Consider the following 15,822-nt stretch of genomic DNA (forward strand, 5'->3'; position numbering starts at 1 on the left):
CGCTGATGACCGGCAGCGCCGTCGCTCTCGCCGGGCCGATCGGCTTTCTCGGCCTGATCGCACCGTATGCGGCGCGTGCCTGGATCGGCGTCTCACTCGGCCGGCAGCTCGGCTATTCGGTGCTGATCGGCGCCGGCCTGCTGCTGCTCGCCGATCTCGCTGCACGGCTGATCGTGCTGCCCTACGAAGCACCGGTCAGCGCGCTGCTGGCCTTGCTCGGCGCGCCGCTGCTGATCCTGATGGTGCGTCGCGACGCGCTGCTGTCGCTGAGCCGGATCGGCAGCGAGGCGTGAGCGCGGCCATGCCGAAAGCTGTGTGGCTGATCAGCCTGCCGCTGCTGGTGTCGCTGGCCGGGCTGGGCATCGGCGCGCCGCTGCTGTCGCCGCTGGATCTGCTGCAGGGCCTCGCTGGCGAAGGGCCACGCTGGCTGCAAACTCTGGTGCTCGATATCCGCCTGCCGCGCCTGCTCGCCGGGCTGGTGGTCGGCGCGGCCCTCGGCACTGCCGGCGCGCTGCTGCAGGCGCTGGCCCGCAATCGTCTGGCCAGTCCGGATCTGATCGGCCTCAACGACGGCGCGCTGCTGGCGCTGACCTTGAGCCTGCTGTGGAGCCCGGCCGGCCTGATCGCACCGTGGTGGTGTGCACTGTTCGGCTCGCTGGCGACGGTGCTGCTGGTGCTGCTCGCGGCCGGCGGCGTCGGCAGCCAGGGCTATCGGGTACTGGTGATCGGCATCGGCATCGGCAGCCTGCTGAAGGCCGGTTTCGATCTGGCGCTGGCCACCCTGCCGGTGATGCACGCCAGCGGCATCCATGCGTTCAGCGTCGGCAGTCTCAGTGGCCGCACGCCGGAAGTGGCGCTGACGGCCGCTGCACTGCTGGCGATCCTGCTGCTCGCCGCCGTGCCGCTGCAGCGCACGGTGGCGCTGTTCGGCCTGCCGGACGACAGCATTCGCAGCCTCGGCGTCGCGCTGCCGCGCCTGCGCCTGACGGTGCTGCTGCTCGCAGCCGCACTCGCCGGCCTGGCGGTCAGCGTGTCCGGCCCGATTGGCTTCGTCGCGATCGCCGCACCGCTGCTGGCACGTCGACTGATCGGCAACGCGGCGCCGCTGCTGTTTCCAGCCGCGCTGGTCGGTGCGGCGCTGGTGGTGGCGGCCGACACACTCGGGCGCCTGCTCGCCACACCGGCCGAAGTGCCAGCGGGGGTCGTCACCGGACTGATCGGCGGGCCGTTCCTGCTCTGGCTGCTGCTGCGGCGGACCTCGCGATGAAGCTCTGTATCGAAGGACTTTCCGCCGGCTACGCCGCACAGCCGGTGCTGCGCGAGCTGAGCCTCGAACTCGCAGGCAGCCAGGTGATCGCCATCGTCGGCGCCAACGGCTGCGGCAAGTCGACCTTGCTGCGCTGTCTGGCACGGCTGCATGCCGTCACGGCCGGCCGCGTGCTGCTCGATGGCGATGACCTCGCCACGCTCAAACCCGAGGTGCTCGCGCGCCAGGTCGGCTTCCTGCCGCAGTTCCCGCAGGCACCGGCCGGGTTGCCGGTGGCAGCGCTGGTCGCCTTCGGCCGGCATCCACATCGTCGTCTGTTGAATCGCTGGTCCGAAGCCGACGAAGCCGCCGTGCAGGACGCCTTGCGCCGCACCGATCTGCTGGCTTTCGCCAAGCGGCCGATCGATGAACTCTCCGGCGGCCAGCGCCAGAGAGTCTGGCTGGCGATGGTGCTTGCTCAGCAAACGCCGCTGCTGCTGCTCGACGAGCCGACCAGCATGCTCGACCCCGGCCATCAGGAAGCGCTGCTGGGGCTGATCCGCTCGCTGGCCGACGACGGCCGCACCGTGATCATGGTGCTGCACGACTTGTCCTGTGCCGCCCGCCATGCCGATCAGCTGGTGGCCCTGCACCAAGGCCGCGTGCTGGCCAGCGGCGCACCACGCGAGGTGCTGACAGCCGAGCTGGTCCACACGCTGTATGGCATCGACGCCCACATCCTGCACGCGCCGGATGACGGCGCGCCGGTCATCGTTCCCGCGCGCGCCAAGCCGCGCCCATCCTCCTACCTGGAAATCCTGCCATGAGCCTTGCTGCCCTGTCCCCGCCGCAGGAGCGCCGCCTGCTGTTGCTGCTCGCCGCGCTGCAGTTCACCCATCTGCTCGACTACATGATCCTGATGCCGCTCGGCGCCGAGCTGATGCAGGCCTTCGGCCTGAGCACCGTGCAGTTCGGCTTGCTGATCGGCATCTACACGCTGGCCTCGGCCGTGGTCGGTCTGCTCGGCTCGGCCTGGCTTGATCGCGGTGATCGCCGCCGGACTCTGCTGCGGCTGTATGCGGTGTTCATCGTCGCCACCCTCGGCTGCGCGCTAGCACCCAACCATGCGCTGCTGCTGCTCGCTCGCGGGCTGGCTGGCGCCTGCGCCGGCTTGATGACCGCGACGGTGATGACCTTGATCGCCGATCGCATCGAAGCACCACGGCGCGGCGCGGCGATCGGCACGGTGATGACCGCGTTCGGCGCCAGTGCCGTGGCCGGCGTGCCACTCGGTCTGCTGCTTGCGGGGCTGGCCGGCTGGCGGCTGCCGTTCCTGTTCGTGGCAACGCTCGCGACCGGAGTCTGGCTGCTGCTGTGGAAGCATCTGCCGGCAACGCCGGTGACGGCCGCGCCATCCGGCGTGAAGCGGCCGGGCCTGGCCGACATCCTCCAGCAGCGCAGCCTGCCGCTGGGCTGGCTGCTGAGCTTCGGCGTGGTGTTCGCCGGCTTCCTGATCGTGCCCTACCTCGGCGCATTCATGAGCGGCAACCTCGGCATCGGCCTGAACGGCATGGCGCTGGTCTATCTCTGCGGCGGCGGTGCCACCCTGTTCGCCGCGCCGCGCATCGGCCGCGCGGCCGATCGCTACGGGCCGGCAAGAACACTGGCCCTGCTGATGATCGCCAGCATCGCCGCGCATCTCGGCTTCACCCATCTGGTGCCGATGCCGCTGGCCGTCGTCTGCCTGACGTTCATGGCCTTCATGGTGCTGACATCACTGCGCGCCATTCCAGCGATGAGCCTGCTCGCTGGTCTGGCACCACCGGCACTGCGCGGCCGCTACATGGCGATCAACATGGCGGTGAGTGATACCGCATCGGGCTTGGGCGCTTGGGTCGGTGGCCTGATCGTCAGCGCTCCGGCCGGTGCGGCGCTGCTGAATGTCGAGCGGCTGGGCTGGCTGGCGGCAGCGATCACCGTCTTCAGTCTGGGCACGCTGGCGGTGCTGGTGAAACTGCGCGCCCGGCAGGCCGTCAGCGCGCTCGCGACAGCAAACTGACGCTTACCAGATCAGGTCGTCCGGCACCTTGAAGTCCTTGTACGGATCGTTCTCGTCGACCTTGTCGGCTTCGCGGTTGATCGTTGCAACGGCGCGTGGATCACGCTCGCGGATCTTGTCGGCAACCGCGCCCGGCACCAGCGAATAGCGGCCTTCGCAGCGGGCGATGCCGACCCGGCCGTCGATGATCTGCGCGCGCAGTTCCGGCGTCACGGCAATGCGCCGGATATTGTTCTTGTGGTCGACGAAGTTGTAGAGATCTTCGCTGACCACCGGCGGCAGCTTGTTGGCTTCGACCAGTTGCTTGATCTCGGCGTACCTGGCTTTCAGCGCCTGCTTTTCCTTGGCCTTGTCCATCAGCTCGCGATCCTTCGCGGCCTTGGCCTTGCGCGCCGCTTCGGCGGCTTTCAGCGCTTCAGCGTTCGGCGCCGGTGCGGTGATCTGCTTGCCGTGATTGTGCTGACCACGCGGCTTGCCCTTGCCGGTTTCGGCTTGCGCCTTCTCGGCCTGCTTCTTGGAGATGAGACCGGCCTGTAGCAGCTGGTCGCGCAGCGAAAGACTCATGGGGTTCGACTCGAAAACACGAAGGACGATGGCAGTCTGCGCGAGGCTTATTTCGCGCGGACCGCCATCGTCCTGATTCCGCTGGCCAGGCGCAAGCCTTGGCTGACGACAAGCGCGATTCAGACCAGGCGATAGTCGCGCAGTTCGAAGCTCGCCATCTGCCGCGCGAACTGGGTGGCGAAGCCCGGATACATCGTCGAGTTGAAGCCGTCGTCGGACAGATACCAGCTCTTGCAGCCCGAGTTCCAGTTGGTTTTCGCGAGCCGCTTCTGGATGCCTTCGTTGTACTTCTTCTGCGCATCGGCCCGCACGTCGACGTACTTCAGCTGGCCGCCGGCTACCTGGCCGACCGAGCGGACGATGTAGTCGATCTGCGATTCCATGTAGACCAGCGCGGAGTTGTGGCCGGGGCCGGAGTTCGGGCCGAAGGTGAAGTACAGATTCGGATAGCCGGACACCTGCACGCTCTTGTAGGCCTGCGCGCCGCGCGACCATTCGGCGTTCAGATCGCGCCCGCCGAGGCCGTGCACCGGGAACGGCGTGCCGTTCTTCGACACTTCGAAACCGGTGGCGAAGACGATGCAGTCGACCTGGTGCTCGATGCCTTCGACGCTGCGAATGCCCTGCTCCGAAAGGTTGGCGATCGGCCAGGAGATCAGCTCGCAGTTCGGCTGCTGCAGCGCCGGGTAATAGTCGTTGGTCATCAGCACGCGCTTGCAGCCGATCTTGAAGTCCGGCGTCAGCTGCCGGCGCAGCCAGGCGTCCTTGACCTGCGCTTCGCGAAAACGATTGCCCAGCAGTTCCAGCGCGCGGGTCATCGGCGTGTTCCAGATCATGCCGAGTGCCATCGACTCGTGAACCCAGTACATCGCTTCGCGCACGGCGGTCTGGCTGAACGGCAGCTTCTTGAACAGCGCCTTGGTCCACTCCGGAGACTGGAAATCGAGACGCGGCAGCACCCAGCCCGGCGTGCGCTGGAAGACCTTGACCTTGTCGGCAATCTTGACCAGCTCCGGGATGATCTGCACCGCGCTTGCGCCGGTACCGATCACCGCGACTCGCTTGCCGGTGAAGTCGTAGGAATGATCCCAGCGCGCGCTGTGAATCATCTTGCCCTTGAAGCTTTCGATGCCGCGCATGTTCGGAAGGCCGGCATTCGACAGCGGGCCTTGGGCCATCACCACCGAGCGCGCGATGATCGGGTCACGACCGCTCAGCGTCACCGTCCACAGGCCCTTGCCACCATCGAAGCTCAGCGCTTCGACGTTGTGCTGGAAGCGGATCAGCGGCAGCAGATCGTTGTCGCGCGCCAGGCCGCGGATGTATTCGAGGATTTCCCGGCTGCCCGAGTAGCCGCGCGTCCACTCGGGGTTCTGCGCGAACGAGAACGAATAAAGGTTGGACGGGATATCGCAGGCCGCACCGGGATACTGGTTGTCACGCCAGGTGCCACCGACTTCGCTGCCACGCTCGACGATGGCGACGTCGGTGATGCCGGCAGCGCGAAGGCGGATCGCCGCACCGAGCCCGGCAAAGCCGGCGCCGACGATCAGCACTTCCACCACCTTCGCGGCAACGGGATCGGCAGCGCGACGTGAACGACGGCCGGCGACGGGGGCTTCATCTTGGTACTGGGTCATCGAATGATCTCTTGCTTATGCGTGTGCTCATTTCCCTCTTGCGGGGGAAGGAGAAAGGCAATCAGGCCGCCGTCTTCCAGGTCAAACCCTTGACCCAGGTCGGCGTCGCCTTCAGCCAGCGACGCGGGTAGTAGTCGGTCAGGCGCACCAGTGCGTCGACCGGCACGTGGTACAGCGACTTGCGGTCGACCACCATCGCGCTCTGACGGCTAATGATCTGGAACCAGGGGTTGCGGCGTCCCTGCTCGGTGCGGCCGCCGATCTTCTTGTACTTGTTCATCGCTTCGTACAAGCGCTCTTCCTTCAGGCCGAGCTTCACCAGGTTGTCGCGCATGCGGTTGAGCAGCGGCAGATAGGCGGCGATGCCGATCAGCAGTTTCGGATTCAGCAAGGTGCCGGCCGTGCGCACCGCGAGCTGGTAAGTCTTGCCGTAGCCCATCATTTCCAGCACGTGGAAGCCGACGCCCAGATGGCGCGACTCGTCATCGTTGATCTTCTCGAATGCGGCGTGGCAGACCGGGTCCTGGACGGTGTCGAGCAGGAACTTGCACAGCGCGCCGTCGAGCGCGATTTCCAGGCTCGGGATCACCGAGCCGAGCACTTCCAGCGGCATCTCGTCGCTGTAGGTGTCCAGCCAGTCGATGACCAGCCGCAGGTTGATGTTCGGCTCCGGCAGGATCGGATTGTCGTGATCGCCTTCGAGCATGCCCCAGCGCTTCATCAGCGCCATTTCGACATTGGCGTGGCGCTGTTCTTCGGCGTGGAAGTAGCGGTAGATCTCAGCCAGCGTGTCGTTCGGCGCCTTCTTCGCCATCGCCGCGAACGCACGGGCGCCGACATGCTCGATCCACATCAGATCGGCCATGAACACTTTCAGCTTGGCGTACTGCTCGACGTTTTCGGTGACCCGTTCGCGCCCTGGCGCATCCCAGTCGATATCAGCCAGCGCCCACTGGCTGTTCTTGATCTTGACCAGCATCTTGTCGATGTCGAGTTGCATGGTTTCGGTTCCTGTTTTCGGGAGATTCGGGAGCGCGCTTCGGGCTCAGGCGCGATTGCCGGCGAGACGATTCAGCCAGCCGATGCCGCGGCCGTAACCGACCGGCGCGAAGCGCTTCATGCGCCAGATCAGCTTGGCGTCGACCTGCGGCAGCACGTAGAGCTGGTTGCGATCGAGCGCATCGAGCGTGGTCTTGGCAACACTTTCAGGAGTGACCGAGGTCCACTGCATGAGGCGCTCGGCCATCTTCGAGGAGCTTTCGCTGATCCGGCCGTCCTTGACGATGTTGGTGGCGATGAAGGTCGGGCACAGCGCGGTGATCTTGATGCCGGTGCCGGTGAACTCCGAGGCCAGCGTTTCGCTGAGCGCCAGCACCGCGGCTTTCGATACGTTGTACGGGCCCATCAGCGGCGCGGCGGCGAAGCTCGCCGTGGAGCCGACATTGACGATGCCCCCGCGGCCGAGCGCGCGCAGCTTCGGCGCGAACACATGGCAGCCGTGGATCACGCCCCAGAGGTTGACGCCGAGCACCCAGCGCCAGTCGTCGATCGGCGTCTCGCCAACGACGCTGCCACCGGCGCCGACACCGGCGTTGTTGATCACCAGATCGACCGGACCGGCGAGCCACTGTTCGGCTTTTGTGGCCATCTTCTCGACCTGTTCGAGCTTCGATACGTCGCAGGCGATGGCGGTTGCCTGGCCGCCGGCAGCACGAATCTGGGCGGCAGTTTCCTCGGCGGTTGCCAGCTTCAGATCGGCGCAGACCACGCGGCCACCGCGGGCGCCAAGTTCCAGCGCAAACGCCCGGCCGATGCCGCTACCTGCGCCGGTGACCACTGCAGATGCGCTTCTTGATACCTTCCTGCCTGCCATCATTGTTCCCCGTTCTTGGTCTTGTTGAATGTCAATGTCACGGAATGACAGTGACATTGAGTAATGGCAAGATAATCCGAGCTATTGTTCGGATTCAATTCGGAAACGGCAGGATGACGAGGGCGATGGCGAGGAAGCCGCAGCAGGAACGTTCCAAGGCGACGATGCAGGCGATCGTCGAAGCCGGCTTCATCAGCCTGCAGACCCATGGCCTGGCGCAGACCACGACGCGGCACATCGCGGACATCGCGGGTGTCGGCGTCGGGTCGCTGTACGAATACTTCCCGAACAAGGAAGCGGTGTTCAAGGCGATGAACGCGCACCTGACCACGGAGATCGTCGCCATGGTGCGCGCGCTGATGCCGAGCCTGGTGCGCCTGGAAATCCGGCCGATGGTGATCCGTCTGCTCGGCCATTTCCGCGAGCTGCTGAACCGCAACGACGGGCGCTATCTGAAGTACGCCGGCTTCTCGATGCATGCCGAGCGCAGCCGCCAGCTCGAAGCGATCCAGCAGCTGCTAGTCGAATTGATCATGCAGTACGCGCTGCACAATCCTCAGCTGACCCGGCTCAGGAACCTGCCGGTGATGAGCTACATCTTCATCCACGGCAGCGTGTTCACGATCATCCGCCACCTGAGTGAGCCGAATTCGAACATCAGCTTCGAGCAGCTCTCGGAAGGCCTGGCCGAGATGATCGCCAGCTATGCGGAAGCGGAACTGGCGAAGCTCGATGCCGCGCCGCGGTCCTGACTATTTCGCCGCCTGATCGCTATACGGCAGCTGCACGCTGAACTTAGTACCGCGGCCGAGCACCGAGGCCACTTCGAGCGGGACTTGCAGCTGTATCGCGGCCTGCTTGACCAGCGACAGGCCCAGACCCAGCCCTTCGCTCTCCGGATTCAACTGCTTGAACGGAGAAAAGATCGCCTGCTGATCGCTCGGAGAAATACCGACGCCGGTGTCGTAGACGCAAACCTCCAGCCCCTTCGATCGCCTTCGGCAGCCGATCAGGATGCGGCCGGTTTGGGTGTACTTGATGGCGTTGCCAACCAGATTGCCGAGGATCGAACTCATCAGCCGCCGATCGCTGAGCACTTCGGCGCTGGACGGCACCACATCGAGCTGAAGGCCTTTCGACGCGGCATGCGATATCCAGCTGGGGCCGAGCGCCTCGAACAGCTCGGCAATTCGGAAAGGAACATGCACCGGCGCCGCTACCGGGGACGAATCGCCGCTGGTAGCGGCCGTGACCAGGCTATCCAGCTGCTCGACCAGCGAATCCACCGCGCGCTGCGCCAGGCCGAGCTGTCGCGGCATCGAAGGATGATTCGGCGCTGCGAGCCCGGTAGCAATTGCATTGGAGATGATGCCCAGCGGCTGGCGAAGGTCGTGCCCTGCAACGGCCATCAGGTGCGCCTGTCTTTCGACGATATCCAGCGACAACCGCAAGGCCTTGCGCAGCTCCAGCAGCGCCATCGTCTGGCGCGCCAGCCCCTTCAGGAAGCCGCGTTGACCGTCGGTGAATTGACGCGGCTTGCGGTCCAGCACGCAGACCGTTCCCAGCGCGATCCCTTCGGACGTGCGTAGTACCGCGCCGCCGTAGAACCGCACGAACGGCTCGCCGGTCACCAGCGGGTTCTGCTCAAAGCGAGGATCCGCAGCCAGATCGGGGATTTCGAAGAACTCGTACTGGCGAATGGCGTGCGCGCAGACGGAAGCCGAAATCGGTGTTTCACGGCAGGCCAAGCCCTGCTCGCTCTTGAACCACTGGCGGGATTCGTCGACCAGGCTGATCAGCGCGATCGGAACATCCAGCGCAAACATCGCCGAACGGGTGATGTCGTCGAACGCGGGTTCTACCGGCGTGTCCAGCACGCGGTATTCGCCGAGCACCGTGACTCGATCCCGTATGGGTTCCTGATCGCTGCCCGTCATGATTGGCGGAAGGTGTGCTGGATGCGTCTGGGGATGAGTCGGGTGACCCTGTGGCTTCGCAGCGCCTCACTCGTTTCCGAACGCCTGCGTCACTGCGGGTAGTTCCTCATGATCTTACTTTGCCCGCCACTCCACCTGCAGGCGATCGGGAATCTTCCCCAGTGCACTGCCCACCCCCGGACAATAAAAAACCCCTGAGCTTGCAGAGGTTTCGATAAGTCCAGCGGTTACAAGCTGCGCAAAAATGGTGGGTCGTCTGGGACTCGAACCCAGGACCAACGGATTAAAAGTCCGATGCTCTACCGACTGAGCTAACGACCCCCGTTTCGCGAGGCGCGGATTATAGCTGCAACAGACTTGCCATCGGCGAGCGATTCAGGAAATGGCGTAGCGGGTCGGATCGGGCAAGCCAGCGGCGGCGAAACCCTCCCGGCGCAGACGGCAGGAATCGCAGCGGCCGCAGGCGCGGCCTTCATTGTCGGCCTGATAGCAGGACACGGTTTCGGCGAAGTCGACGCCGAGCACAGTGCCGCGACGAATGATCTCTGCCTTGCTCAGCTTGATCAGTGGTGTCTCGATTTTCAGCGCCGCGCCCTCGACGCCGGAACGGGTCGCCAGCTGGGCGACTTTCTCGAAGGCTTCGATGAATTCGGGCCGGCAGTCCGGGTAGCCGCTGTAGTCGACGGCGTTGACACCGATGTACAGCGCTTCGGCACCCTGCACTTCGGCGAGGCCCATGGCCAGCGACAGGAACAGCGTGTTGCGTGCCGGCACGTAGGTGATCGGGATGCCCGGCGTCTCGCCCTCGGGCACGTCGATCGAGCTATCGGTCAGCGCGGAGCCGCCAATCAAATCCAGGTTGACATGGATCAGGCGATGGGAGGCGGCGCCGAGCCTGGCCGCGACCCGCACCGAAGCGTCGAGCTCGGCGCTGTGACGTTGACCGTAGGCGACGCTCAGGCAGTGGCAGACATAGCCTTCGCTGCGCGCGATGGCCAGCGCCGTCGCCGAATCGAGTCCGCCGCTGAGCAGGACCACGGCGGAACGAGGTTTGAGCATTTGCAACTCCTGTCGAAGGGTTCTCTGCCATCCCTGGCGCGATGACGCATTTCTTGAACGACCGCCGGCCCAGCCATCCATGGCTGTGCGCGTTAGTACTGGCGGAGCAGTGCTCCGCCAGTACTAACGCCCCGGTTCCGCGCCCCAGAGCAGCTTGTGCAACTGCATCTGGAAACGCACGTGCAAGCGATCGGCGACGATCCAGTCGGCCAGGTCGCGGGCGGCGATCTGGCTCGCGCTCGGCGAAAACAGCACGGTGTGGCGCTCGCACAAACCATGCTCGGCGACGATGGCTTTCGCCCAGTCGTAATCGGCACGGCTGCAGAGCACGAATTTGATCTGGTCCTGCGGGTTCAGCAGCGGCAGGTTGGCCCAGCGGTTGCGCTCGACTTCATCGGAACCCGGCGTCTTGATGTCGAGAATCTTGACCACGCGGGGATCGACAGCGGACACATCGATGGCACCGCTGGTCTCCAGCGATACCGTGTAGCCGGCATCGCAGAGCGCCGTCAGCAGCGCCAGGCAGGCCTTCTGGGCCAGCGGCTCGCCGCCGGTCACGCAGACGTGGCGGACGCCGTGGCTGGCGACGGTGGCCAGCACCTCGGCCTGCTCGTGCCAGTGGCCGCCGTGGAAGGCGTAGGCGGTGTCGCAGTACTGGCAGCGCAGCGGGCAGCCGGTCAGGCGCACGAACACGGTCGGACAGCCGACGAAGGTCGACTCGCCCTGCAACGACAGAAAGATTTCAGTGAGCTTGAGACGCGTCGCCGATGCTGCCGGACGCGTCTGGCGTCCGGACTCGACGGCGATGGAACTCACAACTCAGCCTGCTCAGTGCAACTGGCTGAGCCGGGTGCGTGCCTGGGGGGCAGCGCTGGAATTCGGGAACTCCTTGATCACGCGGTTGTAGGCCGCCTTGGCCTGATCCGCTTTCTTCTGGTCCTGCTGGATGATGCCGGTCTTCAACAGCGCATCCGGAACCTTCGGACTCGCCGGGAATTTCTCGAGCAGCGAGCGATAGCTCGTCAGCGCGTTCGGATAATCCTTCTTGATGTAGTAGGACTCGCCGGTCCAGTACCAGGCGTTATCCGAGTAATTGCCCTGCGGGTACTTGGCGAGCATGGCCTTGAAACCAGCCGTTGCATCGTCGTACTTGCCGGCCTTGAGCTGGTCGAAGCTCTTCAGGTACAGCGCTTCTTCATCAGCAGCGGTGCTGAGCGGCACATTCGATGGAGGAGCCACCGTGCCACCGAACTGCTGCGCAGCGGGATCACCCGATACGCCACCGATGCTGCCATCGGCCGTTCCGATCGCATGCGCTTCGAGTGCCTTGATGCGGGCATCGAAAGAAGTGATCGCTTCCTGCTGACGCCGTTCCGACTGATCGAAGTCGTAACGCAGCTGCTCGATCAGGCCGCGCAGCTTGCCCAGATCCTCGCTGACCTTCTGATCGCGGCCGGCATCGACCGTGATCTGGCGTCGCGAGACTTCCGCGAGCTTGGTCTCAACAGCCTGCAGGCGTCGCTCTTCAGGACTCAGCGCCTGCTGGCCGTTGATCGGCCCGCCGTAATTGTTCGCAGCACATCCAGTCAGTGCCAGCACCGCAAGCAGCGGTGCCAGTCTGGCCGAACGAATGATGCGACGACGTGCAGCAACAATCACGGCGGCCGACATTAGACTTACTGACCGACGATTTCGACGCGGCGATTCTGCGACCACGACGCTTCGTCATGACCCATGGCGACCGGCTTCTCTTCGCCGTTCGAGGTCAGTTCGAGCTGGCTGGCGGAAACGCCGGCCGACTGCAGCGCGGCGCTGACGGCGGCCGAACGACGCTCGCCGAGCGACAGGTTGTACTCACGCGTGCCACGCTCGTCGGTGTTGCCCTGCAGCTGGGCCTTCGAGGTCGGGTTGGCGGTCAGGTAGCGCGCCCAGGCAGCGACGACGTCCTTCGACTCGGCCTTCAGATCGCTCGAATCGAAGTCGAAATAGACGATGCTCTGAGCCGAGGCCGGGGTGCTGGCGCCGGTGCTCTTGCCGCCAGCCGAGGTGGCAACGCCGCCCTGGGAGGTGGACGTCGGCGAAACCGCATCTGCCGGGGCGTTGGCATTCTTGTCACCGGTGCTGGAGCAGCCGGTGGCGATGGCGGCGACAGCGAGGGTTGCGCAGACGAACCACTTGTTGTTCAACATTTTTCAAACTCCTTGACGACGATTTTGTTGGCGATGATGAACCCTTGCGGGTGACAAGCTGAAGAACCGCAATAAAGCAGACAAATCAGGGCTTGGTGTACGGTGCCCAGGCCGGTTCCCGGACATCGCCGGTGTGCCGCAAACGTTGGCGGATGGAGCCATCAGTCGAAACCGTGGCGAGCTCGGCACCGGACGAACCTTGTCGTGTGTAAATCACGACCGCGCCGTTAGGCGCAAAACTGGGACCTTCATCCAGGGGGCCGTCGCTGACCAGGCGCATCACGCCCGTCGCGATATCCACAAGCCCGATACGATAACCGGAACCGTTGTAATTAACCAGTGCAAGAGTCTTGCCATCGGGCGAGAAGCGCGGCTGTTCATTGCGGCGGCCCTCGCAAGTCAGCCGCTTCGCTTCACCGCCGTCGATGCTCATCGTGTAGATCTGCGCGGTGCCGCTGCGATCGGACAGGAAGGCGACCGTGCGGCCATCAGCCGAAACCGTCGGCGAAGTATCGATCGCGAAGCTGTCGGTGAGACGACGGCGGCTCTTGGTTGCCAGATCGATGACGTAGATATCCGCGTTCTTCTGGAAACTCAGCGTCACCACCAGCTTGGTGCCGTCCGGCGTCCAGGACGGCGCGCTGTTGATGCCTTTTTCGCCGAGGAAGGTCACATATTCGCCAGTCGCCGGCGTCTGGATGATGATTTTCGAGCGCCCATCCTCGAAGGTCACATACGCGATACGGCGACCATCCGGCGACCACGACGGCGACAGCAGCGGTTCGAAACTGCGGGCGATCTCGCGCGGATTCTCGCCATCGGCATCGGCCCAGATCAGCTTGAACTGGCGGCGCCCGCCGGTCTGGATCGAGGTGACGTAGGCAATGCGGGTATCGAAGATGCCCTTGGTGCCGGTCAACTTCTCGTAGATCTGATCGGCCACCTTGTGCGCCATCGACCGCCATTCGGTCGCCCGCGTCGCGGTCGCCTCGATGGTCATGATCTTCTGGGTGCGGAATACGTCGTACAGCTCCGCCGTCGTTTTTGCACCACCACCCGGCAGGATCTGCACCTGACCAATCACCAGTGCTTCCTGGCCGAGTGCGCGCCAGGTGCGGTAATCGACCTGCGGCTCGGTCACCGGCAGCGGATCGAAACCTTTCATGTCAGCGCGCGCCAGCGACAGGAACTGGCCGCTGCGGTCGAGATCGGCGGCGACGATCTGGGCGACATCGACTGCTCCGCCCGGCGCCTGCTGGAAGGGCACCACGGCGATCGGCTGGGCCCGCTTGGACCCGCCGACCACGGTGATGTCGAGATCAGCCTGGGCCGCAAGACTCGCGATCAGCAGGCATCCGGTGAGCAGTCTTCTGAGCATGTCGTGATCCGTTTGTACGAGTAGGTCGTGAGGACTTACTGCGGTTTGAAAGTGATGTTGACGCCCGACTGGAACGCCCGAGGATCCTTGGGCAGCGGCATCGGGCTGGCTTTGTAGACAGCGCGAATCACCGAATCGTCGATCAGTGCGTTGCCGCTCGATTTCCGGATCGTTGCCGACTGCACGTCACCGGTTGCCGACAACTGCATGTTGACCACACAGACAATGCTTTGATCAGCCGTGCCGGGCGGACGGGTCCAGACACGCTGGATCGCCGCCACCAGCTGCGTGCCCCAGATGCTGACTTCCTGCGCGGTGCGTTCGGCCACCTCGGCACCCATCGCCGCCGACAGCTCCGCCTCCATGGCGCGCTTCGCTTCGGCTTCGCGCTTGGTCTGTTCGGCTTTTTTCTTCTTGTCGGCGGCGAGGCGCTTTTCCTCTTCCTCGATCGCCGAGCGCGCAAGATCGTCCTGGCGCTGCTTGTCTTCGGCTTCCTTCTTTTTCTTGGCGTCTTCGGCGACCTTCTTCTTGTCGGCGAGTTCGTCGGCCCGCTTCTTGAGCAGCGCTTCCTGCGCCGTCTTCAGCTCGGCGGCCTTCTGCTCGGCCGCTTTCTGTTGCTGCTGCTTGGCTTCCTGTTCCTGCTGCTGCTTGCGCTGGGCTTCGGCCGGGTCCGGCTTCGGCGGCTCGGGCGGCGCTTCAGGCTTCGCAGGCTCGGGGGCCGGCGGCTCGGGGGTCGGCTCCGGCTTCGGCGCAGCGTTCGGCTTCGGCAATTCGTTCGCCGAAATCAGCTGACCCTGGATGATCGACACCGGCTCGGGCACGCGGCCGCACTGCACGCCGCTGAACAGCAGCCCGAACACCGCGAGATGCAGCGCAACCGCTGCAACGATATGGCGCGTCTGAACCTTCATCCGCGCTCGGGTTTGGAGGAGGCTGCCCGTGGCACCGTCGGCGCATCGGTGACGAAGCCGATCTTCGCCGCACCGGCCGCCTGCAGCAGCGACATGCCGTTGGCGACCCGGTCGTACTTGACGCCCTTGTCGGCGCGGATCAGCACCATCGTCTGCGGCTTGTTGCGCAGGATCGCGCCAACCCGATCGATCACTGTCTGGTCTTCCAGCGCTTTCTTGGCATCGCCGCCGGCATCGAGGAAGTACTCGCCGCGAGCGCTGACGAACAGGGTCAGCGGCTCGTCGTCGGCAGACAGCGTTTCCGCCGTCGCCTGCGGCAGCTCGACATCGATGCCCTGGGTCATCAGCGGCGCGGTGACCATGAAGATCACCAGCAACACCAGCATCACGTCGATGTACGGCACCACGTTCATTTCGGCGCTCAACCGCCGCTTGCCCTTCTTGGGCGAGACCGAACCCGCCATCAGCCGGCCCTCGAACCGCCGCGCAGGCCGCGATCGACGATGCCGGTCAGCTCTTCGGCGAAGGTCGAGAAGCGATTTTCAAGGCGATCGACGCGGGCGACGAAGAAGTTGTAGGCGACGACTGCCGGAATCGCGGCGAACAGGCCGATGGCGGTGGCGATCAGCGCTTCGGCGATGCCGGGGGCGACCGAGGCGAGCGTCGCCTGCTTGACGTTGCCGATCGAAACGAAGGCATTGACGATGCCCCAGACGGTGCCGAGCAGGCCGACATAGGGGCTGGTCGAGCCGATCGTCGCCAGCAGGCTCAGGCCACCTTCGAGCTTCTCGGTTTCGCGGGCCATGACCACGCGCATCTGGCGCTGCACGGCGGCCAGCGCGTCATCGGGCGGAATGTTGGCGACCTGCTGGCGTTTGAATTCCTCGTAGCCGGCACGAAAGATCAACGGCAGACCTTCTTCAGGCTCGCCGCCACGACGATGGGATTCGTACAGGTCATCCATCG

At 64.8% G+C, this 15,822-nt stretch carries 18 protein-coding genes and 1 tRNA gene; 5 read left to right on the top strand and 14 right to left on the bottom strand.

From position 1 onward, the window contains the following. The 4 genes from Q0D45_RS09395 to Q0D45_RS09410 form a co-directional block, all read left to right on the top strand. On the top strand, window positions 1-293 hold a 293-nt coding region (locus tag Q0D45_RS09395; protein WP_293391742.1), incomplete at its 5' end, for an iron chelate uptake ABC transporter family permease subunit. Between the two features lie 8 nt (window positions 294-301). Further along, window positions 302-1,267, top strand: a complete 966-nt coding sequence (locus Q0D45_RS09400; protein ID WP_293391745.1) for an iron ABC transporter permease — start codon at window positions 302-304, stop codon at window positions 1,265-1,267. Continuing rightward, a complete protein-coding gene (locus Q0D45_RS09405) occupies window positions 1,264-2,073 on the top strand; it encodes an ABC transporter ATP-binding protein (RefSeq protein ID WP_293391748.1) in 810 nt (269 codons plus the stop codon). The genes Q0D45_RS09400 and Q0D45_RS09405 overlap by 4 nt, the downstream gene beginning before the upstream one ends. After that, complete coding sequence (locus tag Q0D45_RS09410; protein ID WP_293391751.1) at window positions 2,070-3,305, top strand: MFS transporter; 1,236 nt, start codon at window positions 2,070-2,072, stop codon at window positions 3,303-3,305. Before Q0D45_RS09405 ends, Q0D45_RS09410 begins: the two co-directional genes overlap by 4 nt. 3 nt (window positions 3,306-3,308) lie before the next feature. Here Q0D45_RS09410 and Q0D45_RS09415 read toward each other — a convergent pair whose 3' ends face one another. The 4 genes from Q0D45_RS09415 to Q0D45_RS09430 form a co-directional block, all read right to left on the bottom strand. Then, window positions 3,309-3,869, bottom strand: a complete 561-nt coding sequence (locus tag Q0D45_RS09415; protein ID WP_293391754.1) for a DUF2058 domain-containing protein — start codon at window positions 3,867-3,869, stop codon at window positions 3,309-3,311. A gap of 119 nt (window positions 3,870-3,988) precedes the next feature. Then, window positions 3,989-5,509 carry an NAD(P)/FAD-dependent oxidoreductase gene (locus tag Q0D45_RS09420; RefSeq protein ID WP_293391757.1) on the bottom strand — a complete coding sequence of 507 codons (1,521 nt, stop codon included), beginning with the start codon at window positions 5,507-5,509 and terminating at the stop codon, window positions 3,989-3,991. A 61-nt stretch (window positions 5,510-5,570) separates the two neighbouring features. After that, a complete protein-coding gene (locus Q0D45_RS09425) occupies window positions 5,571-6,509 on the bottom strand; it encodes a hypothetical protein (RefSeq protein WP_293391760.1) in 939 nt (312 codons plus the stop codon). Between the two features lie 45 nt (window positions 6,510-6,554). Next, entirely contained in the window at window positions 6,555-7,385 is an 831-nt protein-coding gene (locus Q0D45_RS09430; RefSeq protein WP_366946400.1) for an SDR family NAD(P)-dependent oxidoreductase, read from the bottom strand. Between the two features lie 110 nt (window positions 7,386-7,495). On the opposite strand from Q0D45_RS09430, the gene Q0D45_RS09435 reads away from it, so the two are divergent. Continuing rightward, the gene (locus Q0D45_RS09435) at window positions 7,496-8,134 is read left to right on the top strand and encodes a TetR/AcrR family transcriptional regulator (protein ID WP_293391764.1); all 639 of its coding nucleotides are present in this window, start codon (window positions 7,496-7,498) and stop codon (window positions 8,132-8,134) included. Here Q0D45_RS09435 and Q0D45_RS09440 read toward each other — a convergent pair whose 3' ends face one another. From Q0D45_RS09440 to Q0D45_RS09485, 10 genes are all read right to left on the bottom strand, one after another. Then, window positions 8,135-9,319 (bottom strand): HAMP domain-containing sensor histidine kinase, encoded by a 1,185-nt coding sequence (locus Q0D45_RS09440; RefSeq protein ID WP_293391766.1) that lies wholly within the window; start codon window positions 9,317-9,319, stop codon window positions 8,135-8,137. Window positions 9,320-9,564: 245 nt separating this feature from the next. After that, a tRNA-Lys gene (locus Q0D45_RS09445) sits at window positions 9,565-9,640 on the bottom strand. A 54-nt stretch (window positions 9,641-9,694) separates the two neighbouring features. Next, window positions 9,695-10,378 (bottom strand): 7-cyano-7-deazaguanine synthase QueC, encoded by a 684-nt coding sequence (gene queC / locus Q0D45_RS09450; RefSeq protein ID WP_293391769.1) that lies wholly within the window; start codon window positions 10,376-10,378, stop codon window positions 9,695-9,697. A gap of 123 nt (window positions 10,379-10,501) precedes the next feature. Continuing rightward, the gene (queE, locus tag Q0D45_RS09455) at window positions 10,502-11,185 is read right to left on the bottom strand and encodes a 7-carboxy-7-deazaguanine synthase QueE (RefSeq protein WP_366946404.1); all 684 of its coding nucleotides are present in this window, start codon (window positions 11,183-11,185) and stop codon (window positions 10,502-10,504) included. A gap of 21 nt (window positions 11,186-11,206) precedes the next feature. After that, window positions 11,207-12,049, bottom strand: coding sequence for a tol-pal system protein YbgF (gene ybgF, locus Q0D45_RS09460; RefSeq protein ID WP_293391775.1), 843 nt, complete (start codon window positions 12,047-12,049; stop codon window positions 11,207-11,209). Window positions 12,050-12,054: 5 nt separating this feature from the next. Beyond that, the gene (gene pal, locus Q0D45_RS09465) at window positions 12,055-12,567 is read right to left on the bottom strand and encodes a peptidoglycan-associated lipoprotein Pal (protein ID WP_293391778.1); all 513 of its coding nucleotides are present in this window, start codon (window positions 12,565-12,567) and stop codon (window positions 12,055-12,057) included. An 85-nt stretch (window positions 12,568-12,652) separates the two neighbouring features. Next, window positions 12,653-13,945 carry a Tol-Pal system beta propeller repeat protein TolB gene (gene tolB / locus Q0D45_RS09470; RefSeq protein WP_293391782.1) on the bottom strand — a complete coding sequence of 431 codons (1,293 nt, stop codon included), beginning with the start codon at window positions 13,943-13,945 and terminating at the stop codon, window positions 12,653-12,655. 35 nt (window positions 13,946-13,980) lie between these two features. Continuing rightward, window positions 13,981-14,856 (bottom strand): cell envelope integrity protein TolA, encoded by an 876-nt coding sequence (gene tolA / locus Q0D45_RS09475; protein WP_293391785.1) that lies wholly within the window; start codon window positions 14,854-14,856, stop codon window positions 13,981-13,983. Continuing rightward, a complete protein-coding gene (gene tolR, locus Q0D45_RS09480) occupies window positions 14,853-15,320 on the bottom strand; it encodes a protein TolR (protein WP_293391787.1) in 468 nt (155 codons plus the stop codon). Before tolR ends, tolA begins: the two co-directional genes overlap by 4 nt. After that, window positions 15,320-15,822, bottom strand: a 503-nt coding sequence (locus Q0D45_RS09485) for a MotA/TolQ/ExbB proton channel family protein (RefSeq protein ID WP_293391790.1), incomplete at its 5' end; no start/stop codon positions are given. The genes tolR and Q0D45_RS09485, both read right to left, overlap by 1 nt.

Origin of the sequence: Nevskia sp., assembly GCF_023266035.1 — a bacterium.
Taxonomy (GTDB): Bacteria; Pseudomonadota; Gammaproteobacteria; order Nevskiales; family Nevskiaceae; genus Nevskia.